Source organism: Mycobacterium sp., from assembly GCF_040509115.1.
In the GTDB taxonomy this organism is placed as follows: domain Bacteria; phylum Actinomycetota; class Actinomycetes; order Mycobacteriales; family Mycobacteriaceae; genus Mycobacterium.
Genome location: NZ_JBEVLO010000021.1, coordinates 1 through 11,644, shown reverse-complemented (window position 1 = coordinate 11,644; position 11,644 = coordinate 1). Strand labels below are relative to the sequence as shown.

At 68.1% G+C, this 11,644-nt stretch carries 9 protein-coding genes; 4 read left to right on the top strand and 5 right to left on the bottom strand.

Annotated elements, in window-relative coordinates; genetic code table 11:
- Window positions 1-53 precede the first annotated feature (53 nt).
- A complete protein-coding gene (gene oppA, locus ABW137_RS01895; protein ID WP_526396314.1) occupies window positions 54-1,709 on the top strand; it encodes an oligopeptide ABC transporter substrate-binding protein OppA in 1,656 nt (551 codons plus the stop codon).
- Here oppA and ABW137_RS01890 read toward each other — a convergent pair.
- Window positions 1,699-2,955: an alpha/beta fold hydrolase gene (locus ABW137_RS01890; RefSeq protein WP_526396312.1), complete on the bottom strand. Its 1,257-nt coding sequence runs from the start codon at window positions 2,953-2,955 to the stop codon at window positions 1,699-1,701. The genes oppA and ABW137_RS01890 overlap by 11 nt on opposite strands.
- An 80-nt stretch (window positions 2,956-3,035) precedes the next feature.
- Between ABW137_RS01890 and ABW137_RS01885 the strand changes: the two genes are divergently transcribed.
- A complete protein-coding gene (locus ABW137_RS01885; RefSeq protein ID WP_526396310.1) occupies window positions 3,036-4,295 on the top strand; it encodes an acyl-CoA dehydrogenase family protein in 1,260 nt (419 codons plus the stop codon).
- A gap of 53 nt (window positions 4,296-4,348) precedes the next feature.
- Here ABW137_RS01885 and ABW137_RS01880 read toward each other — a convergent pair whose 3' ends face one another.
- Entirely contained in the window at window positions 4,349-7,000 is a 2,652-nt protein-coding gene (locus ABW137_RS01880; RefSeq protein ID WP_526396308.1) for an AAA family ATPase, read from the bottom strand.
- The gene (locus ABW137_RS01875; RefSeq protein WP_526396306.1) at window positions 6,997-8,148 is read right to left on the bottom strand and encodes a metallophosphoesterase family protein; all 1,152 of its coding nucleotides are present in this window, start codon (window positions 8,146-8,148) and stop codon (window positions 6,997-6,999) included. The genes ABW137_RS01880 and ABW137_RS01875 overlap by 4 nt, the downstream gene beginning before the upstream one ends.
- A gap of 116 nt (window positions 8,149-8,264) precedes the next feature.
- Between ABW137_RS01875 and ABW137_RS01870 the strand changes: the two genes are divergently transcribed.
- Window positions 8,265-8,777, top strand: coding sequence for a SixA phosphatase family protein (locus ABW137_RS01870; RefSeq protein WP_526396304.1), 513 nt, complete (start codon window positions 8,265-8,267; stop codon window positions 8,775-8,777).
- 19 nt (window positions 8,778-8,796) lie between these two features.
- On the opposite strand, the gene ABW137_RS01865 is transcribed toward ABW137_RS01870, so the two are convergent.
- Window positions 8,797-9,351: a DUF3558 family protein gene (locus tag ABW137_RS01865; RefSeq protein WP_526396302.1), complete on the bottom strand. Its 555-nt coding sequence runs from the start codon at window positions 9,349-9,351 to the stop codon at window positions 8,797-8,799.
- Window positions 9,352-9,356: 5 nt separating this feature from the next.
- Window positions 9,357-9,938 carry a DUF3558 family protein gene (locus tag ABW137_RS01860; protein WP_526396316.1) on the bottom strand — a complete coding sequence of 194 codons (582 nt, stop codon included), beginning with the start codon at window positions 9,936-9,938 and terminating at the stop codon, window positions 9,357-9,359.
- Between the two features lie 118 nt (window positions 9,939-10,056).
- On the opposite strand from ABW137_RS01860, the gene ABW137_RS01855 reads away from it, so the two are divergent.
- Window positions 10,057-11,644, top strand: a 1,588-nt coding sequence (locus ABW137_RS01855; protein WP_526396300.1) for an ABC transporter ATP-binding protein, incomplete at its 3' end; no start/stop codon positions are given.

Sequence of the window (11,644 nt, the reverse complement as noted above, 5' to 3'; positions counted from 1 at the left end):
GGGGGTTGCCCTGCTGAGCGCCCAGGGCGTCGGCCGCCACTAGCATTTGCAGGATGATCATCCGACGTCTCGCCGGTGTCCTTCTCGCGGTCTCCCTCATCACGTCGTGCTCGGGCGGTAGCGAAGCACCGCCCCCGGTGGGGGGCAACGCCGAACTCGGCAAGTCCAACGACATCAATCCGCAGGATCCGGCCGTCCTGCGTGACGGCGGTGACCTGAAGCTGGCGCTGCCCGGTTATCCCGCGAATTTCAACGCGCTGCAGATTGACAGCCCCGGCGAACTCGGTCCGTTGTTGCGCTGGACCATGCCGCGCGCGTTCTTCATCACCCCGGATGGCGAGCCCACGGTGAACAAGGACTACTTCACCAACGTCGAACTAACCAAGACGGACCCGCAGGAAGTCACCTACACCATCAACCCGAAGGCCGTCTGGTCCGATGGCACCCCGTTCACGTGGGAGGACATTGCCTCTCAGATCAACGCCACCAAGGGAACCGACCCCGCCTACCTGATCTCGGCTCCCAACGGCAGCGAGCGGGTCGCATCGGTCACCAGGGGTGTCGACGACCGCCAGGCCGTCATCACGTTCGCCAGCCACTACGCGGACTGGAAGGGCATGTTCGCGGGGAACGGCATGCTGTATCCAAAGACCATGACGGCCAATCCGGAGGTGTTCAACCGTGCCCAGCTGAACGGTCCCGGACCGTCGGCGGGTCCGTTCATGGTCACGACCGCCGACAAGGGTGCGCAGCGGATCGTGCTGACCCGCAACCCGAGGTGGTGGGGCACGCCGCCGAAGCTCGACTCGGTGACCTACACGGTGCTCGCGGATCCGGCCAGGATCCCCGCGCTGCAGAACGGCGCACTGGATGCGGTCGCGCTCCAGAGCCTGGACGACCTCACGATTGCGCAACGCACGCAGGGCATCTCGATCCGGCGGGCCCCAGCCATCAGCTGGTACCACTTCACGTTCAATGGCGCTCCCGGATCCATTCTGGCCGACCCGAAGTTGCGGGTCGCGATCATCAAGGGGATCGACCGGCAGGCCATCGCCGACATCAGCCAGCGTGGGCTCGTCGACGCACCGCATACGCTGAACAACCACATCTACGTTGCGGGCCAGGAGGGCTACCAGGACAACGCCATCCCGTTCGACGCGGAGGCCGCCAAGAAGGACCTCGACGCGCTGGGCTGGCAGATGAACGGCCAGTTCCGTGAGAAGGACGGCCGCAGGCTGACCATTCGCGACGTGTTCTACGACGCCCAGAGCACCAGGCAGATCGGCCAGATTGCCCAGAGCAACCTCGCCCAGATCGGTGTCGACCTGCAACTCAACGCGGTGGCTGGCGGCTCACTGTTCGCAGACCACATCATTCCCGGCAACTTCGACGTCGCCCAATTCGCCTGGGCCGGAGACGCCTTCCCGTTCTCCGGACTGAACCAGATCTACCTGTCAACCGGCGAGAGCAACTTCGGCAAGATCGGCAGCCCCGAGATCGACGCCAAGATCGAGGAGACGTTGTCCGATCTAGACCCGGCGACCGCCAGGGCGAAGGCCAACGAACTCGACAAGCTGATCTGGGACATCGGATTCAGCCTGCCGCTCTTCCAGTCGCCGGGCAACGTGGCGGTGCGCAGCACGCTGGCCAACTTCGGGCCTGCCGGGATCGGCGATCTGAACTATTCGATCGTCGGCTTCACCAAGTAGTCACATGCCGCACGGCGCGCGGTACGGCTGACGGCACCGCCGACTCGGCCGCCGCAGCGGCGGCGATCGCCCACACCAGCAGTCGCACGCTCAGGACGCTTGGCGCGGCGTCGAGTTCGGCTGCCCGCCGAGGCAGGTCGTGCATTGCGCCTGCGTTGACGGCCATCACGACCTCCAGCGCGGCGCGTTCCCTGGTGTCGATGACACTGTGCCCCGCGGTGGGCAGCTCGACGAGGACCGAATCCGGTATCAACTGGGCGATGTGGTGCGCCACCGCAGGCGGAGTGGTGAGGTCCCTGCCTCCGGAGATCACCACCGTCGGCCAGGTGAAGCCGGGCATCGCGGCAACGAGGTCGTACGGCTCACCGACGAAATCGGCGTCTCCGGTGGCGATTTCGCGGAATGCAACCGCTGGATCGAGCGGACCGCCGTCGGGCTCGGCACCGTAGTTGAGCTCGCGGTAGCCGATGTGCTCGACCAGGTCTGGCTCGTGGTGGTACGGCGTCTTGCGCTCGAAGAACAGCTTGGTGCCCAGCCCGACCGCACCCCACAACCAGTCGTGGTCGGTCAGCAGCAAGTCCAGCTGACGTCGGAGCACGTCAGGGCCCGCGACTCCGTATAGCCCAGCGGCGAGCTGCGCGGCGGTCGGTGTCAGGACACCGTCGGCGACGAGGCGACGGACCTTGGCCGCCAACTCGGCCGTCTCAGGCTCGTCCCCGTCCCAGAGCACCCGCCGGATGGCGTGGCGCACCGCGTCGACGTCGTCGGCCGACAGCAGGGGTGAATCCAGGATCATCGCGTGCACGCGACCGGGATGGCGCACGCCGACTCCTGCGGCCAGGTACGTCCCGTAGGAGGTGCCATAGATCACCGCGGTGCCTGCTCCCTCCGCATCGAGCACGGCCGCGACGTCGTCGACGGCCTCGACGATCGTCAAGGCCTCCGGTGGCAGGTCGGCGCCCTCATCGTCGTGCCGGGACATTCCGACCCCACGGTGCTCGACCATGATGACGTCGAGCCCGGCCGCCGCCGCGTGTCTGCGCAACCCCCGGTACAGGGCGATCGACGCCGCGCCGGGGCCGCCAGGGATGATGACCAGCGGATTCGTCGACTCGGGCCCGGTCCGCACGTAGTACAGCGAGAATTCCTCGGGCTCGCCATGGCGGATCGGGCGGCGGACCGACCGGACACCGGGGAGCGCGGCGAGCTTGTCGTGGACCCGGCGAGGTCCGGCGTTCATCGTCATCGTCATCCATTGTGCCGAATCTTAGGTTCGGCACGAGCCAAAGCAGTGCCCATCCGGAGGCCGTTGCGTAGAACGGATCCATGACCGCCGTCGAGAACAGCTCGCGCACGCTCCCCGGTACGCCGCAGTGGAAGGACCTGCTGGGCCGCCTTTCGATTGGCGCCAAGGACCGAGATCTCAATGACGAGAACCCCTTTGATCAGGTCGCCGACCTCAAGCGCGCGGGCTTCGGCACCCTGCGCCTGACCCGCGAGCTTGGCGGATCGGGATTGACTGTCCCGCAACTATTCTCCGCGGTGATCGACGTTGCTCAGGCCGATCCCATTGTGGCGCACATCTTCCGGACGCACTTCTGGTTCGTCGAGGAGCGCCTTCGCAGCGGCTCCGGCGGGCAGGAGCGGAGCGACCGGGGAGGCACCTACGACCCGGCGTCGGTGCCGTGGCTGCGCAAGGTGGCGGACGGCAAGCTGTTCGGCAACGCATTCAGCGAGAAGGGCGCCGCCGCAGTGGGTAGCCTGGTGTTCAACACCCGCCTGCTGCCCGAACCGACGGGTGGGTTCCGCCTCGATGGCGAGAAGTACTACAGCACCGGCACGCTGTTCTCCGATTACCTGACCGTCACCGCGACCACCGACCACGACTCCGTGGCAACCGTGGTGGTGCCCGCCGACCGCACCGGCGTGAAGTTGGTCGACGACTGGGACGGCTTCGGTCAGCGCCGCACCGGGACCGGCACCACGACCTTCAGCCACGTCAGCGTGACGTCCGACGAGATTCTGGTGGACGCGCCGTACGACTCCGAACCCGTACCTACCGTGCAGTGGGCGTTCTTGCAGCTGTACATCCACGCGGTGGTCGCAGGCGTCCTGGCCAATGTCGTCGACGACGGCGTGACGCTGTTGCGTTCGCGAGACCGCAGTTTCAGTCATGCGCCCGCCGACCGCCCCACCGACGACCCGCTCCTGCAGCGGCAACTCGGGGTGCTGGCCAGCACGGCGTCCATCGCGCGGGCCGCGGTGCTCGACGCCGCCGAGGCGATTGCGGTGGCGACGAACTCCGCTGCCTCGACACCCGACGGCAACCCCGACCCGGAGCTGGCCGCCGAGGCGCAGCTCAAGGTTGCCCAGGTCAAGGTCCACCTCGACGACGTGGCGCCCGAGGCCGCCAGCCGTCTTCTGGAGCTCGGCGGGGCGAGCGCGGCCAGCAGGCAACGCAACCTGGACCGTCATTGGCGCAACATCCGGACCATCACGCTGCACAACCCGGTGGCGTACAAGGCGGTGGCAATCGGGGCGAACCTGCTGCACGGCACTCCCTTGCCCGCCAACGCCTACTTCTGACCCCACCTCGGCGATTCGTGCACGTTTACCAACACGCAAGCCGTCGCGGCCGGTTACGCCGTGAGCTCGATGCGGTGCGCGTCGCCGATCGCCGCATACCGTTCCGGGCTGCAGGTCAACACGATGACCTGCCCGTCGCCGCCGACGGCGTCGAACACCTCGGCCATCTTGACCAACCGGTTGGCGTCGCTGAAGCCGAGTGCATCGTCGATGACGACGGGTACGCCGTCCTCCTTGGCGACGAGTGCGGCGCTGGCCAGCCGGGCCACGATGCCGAGCTGCTCCTTGGCCCCACCCGACAGCGAGTCGTAGGGCACGGTGCGGCCTGCCAACGTGCGGCTCTGCATGCGGAGGTCGCCGTCGACCTCGACTTCGAAGTCACCGCCGAACACGATGCGTCCGAGGCGCTCCACCTCGGCGCGGAACGGGTCGACGTACCGCAGCCGTGCCTCGTCGCGGTGACGTGCCATCACCGATTGCAGCAGTTGCGCCGCGGCAGCGCGGCGCTGCATCCTGGCGTGGTCGCCGAGGGCGCGCTCGCGAACGGCTTGAGCCGCGTCGAGCCTGCCCTTCCTGCCCTCCGTGCCGTACACCCTGAGTTGCGCGGTCACCTCGCGGAGCAGTCCGCCGACGTCGTCGTGGCGGCGGCCGAGGTCGGCGGCAAGGCGGGTGGCTTCCTTGAGCTCCACCGCGACGTCAGACGGGTGCGCAGCCGCGAGTTCGCTCTCGACCGCGGCGATCTGGGCAACGAGCTGGCTGGCGCGTTCACCGTCGGCCTGGGCCTGGATGGCGAGCTGGTCATCGGTGATCGACTCACGTTGCCTGGCAAGCCGTTCCGCCGCCACGGCGAGCTCGCCGTGCGCTGTTGTCAACTTGGCACGCACGACGCTCGCCTGACCCGCTGCCGCCATTGCCCGCGCCGAGGCAGCGGTCGCCACGTCACGCTGCGCGTCGTAGGCCGCCCGTGCGTCTCGGTGCGCCTTGCGGGCCGCGGTCAGTTCGGCGCCCGCGGTCTCGGCGGACGGGTGGGCGTCGGTGACGTCACCGACGGCATCACCGAGGGCGTCATGGAGCGCACTGCGCAACTCCGCCAACCGCACCCGCAGCTCGGTGAGTGCATCGTCGCCAAGAAGCGCGTCCCTGGTGGCCGCCAGCCGCTCCCGCGACGCCATCAATCCACGCCGTCGGAGGTCGAGCGCCCTGGCCGCGTCCACGTCGGCGACCCCGGCTTCCTCCAGCAACACCGCCAGCATCTGCCGCGCCCTGTCGAGCTTCGCCTGGCAGTCCGCGGCTGGCGATCCTGGCACCACCCGGATGGTCAGCAGCCCCGGGACTTCGACGTTGGTCGGCGTGGTCACGTTCTGCGACCACGATGCCTCGGGCCCGACATCAACCGGCCTGCCTGCGACCAAGACTCGAAGGTGGTCCACGACGTCGAGTTCCACCCGCGCGGAAGCCGACTCGGCTTGGGCGGCGGCTCGCTCGGTGGCCAGCGCAGCGAGCTCGACGTCGCGCATGACCTCCTCGGACAGCGTGATCCGCCCGAGCTCCTCGGTGACGTCGGCCAGCTCACGATCGACGATCTCGACCCTGGTCAGTTTGGCCGTCAACTTGTTCGCCTCGTCGCGGCGCGTGATGAGCTCGGCGACGGCCCGCGCCGCGTCGAGCGCAACCCGACGCTCCTCCAGCACAGCCCGGGCCACCTCGGTGGCCGCGGCCGCCGATGCAGCGTCCGCGGCGGCCCGTGCCTCGTCGCGGGACGTGCTCTCCGCCGAAGACGTCAACCCTTCGATGGTGGCCGCGCGCTCGTCGAGTTCGCCACGCAGCCGTCGGCGCTCGCCAAGCGCCGCGTCCGACGCGGCCTGCGTCATCGCCGCCCCCTCCGCGACGGCGCGGGCTGCCGTCAGTCGGTCGGTGAGCTGCTTGACGGTGTCGGCCGCGGCCTGGGCCCGTTCCAGACGCTTACCGGCCCCGACCCGGTCGAGGGACACCCGCGCCAACTCGTCGGTCAGCGTCGCGTGCCGAGCCACGGCCTCGTCGACCTCGTCGACCTCGGCCTGGCACCTGGCCACCTCGTCATCGGCTTCGCGCAGCCTGCTGACCGCCGCCGCCCACGGACCCGTCGCCCGGCCGGTCGCCGTGAAGTACTCGCGGAACTCGGCGTCGATCCGGTCGATCAGCAGCGGCTCAGACCCGGTCAACGCACCAAGTGCAGCCACCTGTCCGGCCGACACGTCGAGGGCGCGGGCCAGGGCGTCGCAGCCCGACAGGTCGACCGGGGCGGTGGACGCCGATTGCAGCACGCGCTGGGCGCGCCAGAGATCGGTGTCGACGGTCTCGGCGAGGATGGCCTGCACACGGTCGTGCGCCTCGTCACCGGTCAACTGTTCCCGGCGGGGGGCGGTCACCGTCAGGCGTGTCTCGGGGCGCTTGTGGAAACGCTTGTGGTACTCGAAACGATATGGCCCCGTGGAGATCTCAGCGGTGATCTCAGCGCCTTCGTCGACGTGCGTCGGCTTGACCTGCTTGACCTCCTTCTTGGTCGAGCGGTCCTTCGCCTCGATCAGGAGATCGATCGCCTCGATCATCGACGACTTGCCGATCTCGTTGGCGCCGGACACCACCACCACACCGCGATCGGGAAATTCGATGTCCCGGTGGGCGATTCCGCGGTAGTTCCGTAGGACGAGTCGGTGCAGCTTCACGCGGCACTTCCCTTCTCCGCAAGGCGTAGCAGCAGCGCCAACGCCGCTCTGGCGTCGTCGGCGTTCTTGCCGTCCTCACGCGCGGTGGCCACCAGTTCGTCGACCGCGGCGGCCGCGAAGCCGCCGATGCCGAGATCGTCGAACTCGCCGTCGGCGGGCAGCACCACGAGGTCGGTCTCCTTGTCCCACGTGCCGAGCGCCGCGAACAGTCGGGCGTATTTGTCAAGGCATGCGTCGAGCGCCGCCTTGTCCGTGACGGTGAGCGCACCGGTGAGCGCGAGCTGAACCACCGTGCGCTCCTTGTCCGGGAGCTGATCGAGGTTGATGTCGAGATCGACGACGTCGCGGGCGGTATCGAGAGGGACCCGCAGCGTGAGGAACCGCCACCGTCCCACGCGGCGTGACGCCACGTCGACCTGGTGCGCGGGATCGTCCTCGTCGACGTCGACCACCAGCACGTGCCCGGAATCGGGTTCGATGTGGTCGTAGTTGGTCACCTCGGGCGAGCCGGAATACCAGACCCGCCCCGTCGCGCCCACCTTGGTGCGAGAGTGCTTGTCGCCCAACGCAACGTAATGCACGGCGCCACGCTCGATGGCGGCCTCGACCGCGGACAGCCGGATTAGCGCGGGCTTGTCGCGGTCGGGCTCGAACAGGTCCATCCCGCCGTGGCCGACGACGATGCGGGTGACGCCGTCGGCGGTCAACCCTTCGAGCACCTCGGAGACGAGGTCGGTGTGGGGCTTCTTGGAACGCCAAGGGGCCGCGACGATCTGCAGACCGGGCCGGACCTCGTGCACGCCCGCCCGATCGAGCACCACGACGTTGGCGGGCCGCTCCGTGGTGAACAGCGAGCTGGTGTACACCGACGACGCGTCGAGCGGATCGTGGTTGCCGGGAAGCAGATACACCGGGACGCCGATCGCGCGCATGGCCTCGAGGGACTGGCTGACGTCGCGCGGCGCGAGCTGATTGTGCTCGAAGACGTCACCAGCAACGACGACGAACTCGGCGCCGGTCTCGGCGGCGAGCGCACCGAGACCCGCGACGGCGTCACGCCGCGCGGCCGAATACCGCGGCTGCGCCTCGCCGTTGAGGAAGTGGCGGGTCATGCCGAGCTGCCAGTCGGCGGTGTGCAGAAAGCGCATCCGGACCTCCCTCGGCTAGTTCTGGAAGCCCGTCGTGTGGCGGGCAAGGCGAGTGTAGGTCCGTGGCCCGACAAGTCCGTGGACCTCGCCCGGCATGTGGGATTACGGTGGGTTCGATGAGCGCCTCCGACCGCACCCTGCTGCTGATGCGGCACGCCAAGTCCGAATACCCCGACGGCGTGGCGGACCACGAGCGTCCGCTGGCGCCACGCGGCATCCGCGAGGCCGCTCTCGCGGGAGACTGGATCCGGGCGAACACCGCAGGGGTCGACGCCGTGCTGTGCTCAACGGCGACCCGCACCCGGCAGACCTTGGCGCGCACCGGCTTGGACGTAGAAGACGCCGACGTGCACTATGCCGACGACCTGTACGACACGACGCCTGGCACGGTGATCCGCCTCGTCAACGCCATCGCCGGCGACGTCGCGACCCTGCTGGTGGTCGGGCACGAACCCACCATGTCCGTGCTGGCCCTCGGCTTGGCGGGCGATCAGAGTGATCCCGCTGTCGCCGACGCGATCTCGGCGAAGTTCCCCACCTCCGCGATCGCAGTGCTGCGCATCAGCCAGCCGTGGGGCAAGCTGGAACCCCGCTCCGCGACGCTGGTGGACTTCCACGTCGCCCGATGAACCCCGCGGTTTTGGGCCGTCAGTTGTTGGTGTTGAGCGTCAGTTCCATCAGCTTGACCGCCATGCCGCACGCGTCCATGCCAGGCGACTGGGGGTTCACCCACCAACCGACCACTCCCGCCGCGTCGCTCGCCACGCCGCACGCGCCGCTGTTGTCGTTGGGTTTCATCACGATCGACTGCACGCCCGCCACCGACCGATTCTCGATCTGGTAGTTCAGCGCCTCGGCCACCTTCTGCTCGTTGTCGAGGCTGCCCTCCTCGAACCAGAACCGGGTGAGGTCGATCAGACCCGACGGGTTGAGCGCCTGCCAGCGGCAGATGGCGCCGACGAACGTGCTCTGGATGTCCAGCGGATCCGCGCCGACGGTCTTGGCGAGGACGTCGGTGGTGAGGACGTCGCATTCCTTCTGCAGGTTCGGGTACGTCGTCTCGGAATCGTTGTTGCGCGGGTTGTTGCCACCGGTGCCCGCCTTCACGGCCTGACCCTGGACGTCACGCGCGCAGCCGACTACCAGCGTCACCGTCGCGAGCACCGCCAGCGCACCCGCCGTCCCCCGACGGACGCGATCCATCCCGCTCACTTCGCGTTCACGATCGACTGGCGGGTGACTTCCTTGGCGACGTCACACGCATCCGGGTACGGCTGTTGGGCGAAGCTGATCGACCACTCGATGAAGTCGTCGTCGAACTGAATACCGATCTCACACAGCCCAATGGGCGTGTTGGGTACCTCGTTCAGGGCGATGAACCCGTCGTGACCCTCGATGTTGATGTCCTCGACGCTGGTGCGTTGCAACTCCTCGGTCTTCCGTTCCCGACCGATGGGACTGCCTCGGTACCAGTTGAACGAGAAGTGCGGCCCCGTGATGCCACCGCCGAGGAGCCACTGGCACCCCACCGAGGTGCGCGCGGTGTTGACCAGGCCCTGAATCTTGGTGAGCTGGGCCATCGTCTCGTCGCTGATGCCGCCGCACTCCTGGAACGTGGGTCCGTGCTTGATGGCGCCCGACGGGGCGTCGCTGGACGGTGCGCCGGGTTCGCTCGGCTGATCGGAACCGGAGCAGGCCGCCAGCACCGAGATCGCCGCGGCGGCCACGGCCAGCGCCTTCGCGTTGCGCCCGCCGTTGGGCCTTCCGCCTCTTCCCGTCACGCCCGCGATAGTAGCGGCAGCCTCTGCGCACAACCACCGACATGCCGACTGACCTGGAGTTTTCGCATGCAATTCCAAGGAATGGACGTACAGGTTCCCGCTCGGCACGGTGTGCGACAGTAGCGGGATGCTCATGCGCCTGCTGCGACGGTACGCACGGCCGTACCGCAGGCCGCTGCTCACCGTGGCCACCTTCCAGGTGATCAGCACGCTGGCGTCGCTGTATCTGCCGACCATCAACGCCGCGATCATCGACGACGGCGTGGCCAAGGGCGACACCGGAACCATCGTCGAACTCGGCGGGATGATGCTCGCAGTCACCGCGCTGCAGGTGGTGTGCGCGGTGGGCGCCGTGTACTTCGGCTCGCGCGTCGGCATGGGTTTCGGCCGCGACCTGCGCTCTGCGATGTTCCACCACGTGACGGGGTTGTCCGCAGAGGAGACAGCGCGGTTCGGTGCCCCATCACTTCTCACCCGCACCACCAATGACGTGCAGCAGATCCAGGTGTTGTTGCAGATGACGTGCACGGTCCTGATCGCCGCGCCCATCATGTGCCTCGGCGGCATCGCGATGGCGGTGCATCAGAACGCGGGGTTGTCCTGGCTGCTTCTCGTCAGCGTGCCCGTGCTCGGGCTGTCCAACTACTGGATCGTGTCGAAGCTGCTGCCGATCTTCCGCAGGATGCAGCAGCTGATCGACGGCATCAACCGGGTGATGCGCGAGCAGTTGGCGGGGATCCGCGTGATCCGGGCCTTCGCCAGGGAGCCGTTCGAGCGGGCCCGGTTCGCCGAGGCCAGCCAAGCGCTTTCGGACACCGCGTTGACGGTCGGCCGCTGGCAGGCGCTGATGCTGCCGATCACGACGCTGGTGATCAACGTGTCGAGTGTCGCGTTGATCTGGTTCGGCGGCATTCGCATCGATGCGGGCCAGATGCAGGTCGGCTCGCTCATTGCGTTCCTCTCCTACTTCATGCAGATTCTGATGGCCGTGCTGATGGCGACGATCCTGTTGGTGATGCTGCCGCGCGCCTCGGTGTGCGCCGAGCGCATCTCCGAGGTGCTCTCCACGACGCCGGCGATCGCCAGCCCGGATCGGCCGGTGCGGCCCGTCTCCACGGCGGGCGAGATCACGATAAGGGACGCCACGTTCAGCTACCCAGGTGCCGACCGCCCGGTGCTGCAAGGGATTTCGCTGACGGCGCGCCCCGGCACCACCACCGCCGTGGTGGGGTCGACGGGATCGGGCAAGTCGACGCTGATCTCGTTGATCTGCCGGATGTTCGACGTGACCGGGGGTTCGGTGGCGGTCGACGGCGTCGACGTCCGCGATCATGACGTCGAGACCCTCTGGGCGACGATCGGTCTGGTGCCGCAGCGGGGTTACCTGTTCTCCGGCACGGTGGCCGAGAACCTCCGGTACGGAAAGGCGGACGCGACCGACGATGAGATGTGGGATGCGCTAAGGGTCGCCGCGGCCGATGGTTTCGTGTCCGCTCACCCGGAGGGTCTGAAGATGCCCGTCGCGCAGGGCGGGATCAACTTTTCGGGTGGTCAGCGGCAGCGAATTGCCATCGCAAGGGCGGTGATCCGCCGACCCGCCCTCTATCTGTTCGACGACGCCTTCTCCGCGCTCGACGTGCGGACCGACGCACGCGTGCGCGCCGCGTTGGGCGAGGTATCGGCAACTGCGACGGTCGTCATCGTCTCCCAACGGA

Bases quoted from the DNA above. Each gene is read 5' to 3' on its own strand.
- ABW137_RS01870 (WP_526396304.1), top strand. From the start codon at position 8,265: ATGAGCGCCTCCGACCGCACCCTGCTGCTGATGCGGCACGCCAAGTCC.
- ABW137_RS01890 (WP_526396312.1), bottom strand. From the start codon at position 2,955: ATGACGATGAACGCCGGACCTCGCCGGGTCCACGACAAGCTCGCCGCG.
- ABW137_RS01865 (WP_526396302.1), bottom strand. From the start codon at position 9,351: ATGGATCGCGTCCGTCGGGGGACGGCGGGTGCGCTGGCGGTGCTCGCG.
- ABW137_RS01885 (WP_526396310.1), top strand. From the start codon at position 3,036: ATGACCGCCGTCGAGAACAGCTCGCGCACGCTCCCCGGTACGCCGCAG.
- ABW137_RS01875 (WP_526396306.1), bottom strand. From the start codon at position 8,148: ATGCGCTTTCTGCACACCGCCGACTGGCAGCTCGGCATGACCCGCCAC.
- oppA (WP_526396314.1), top strand. From the start codon at position 54: ATGATCATCCGACGTCTCGCCGGTGTCCTTCTCGCGGTCTCCCTCATC.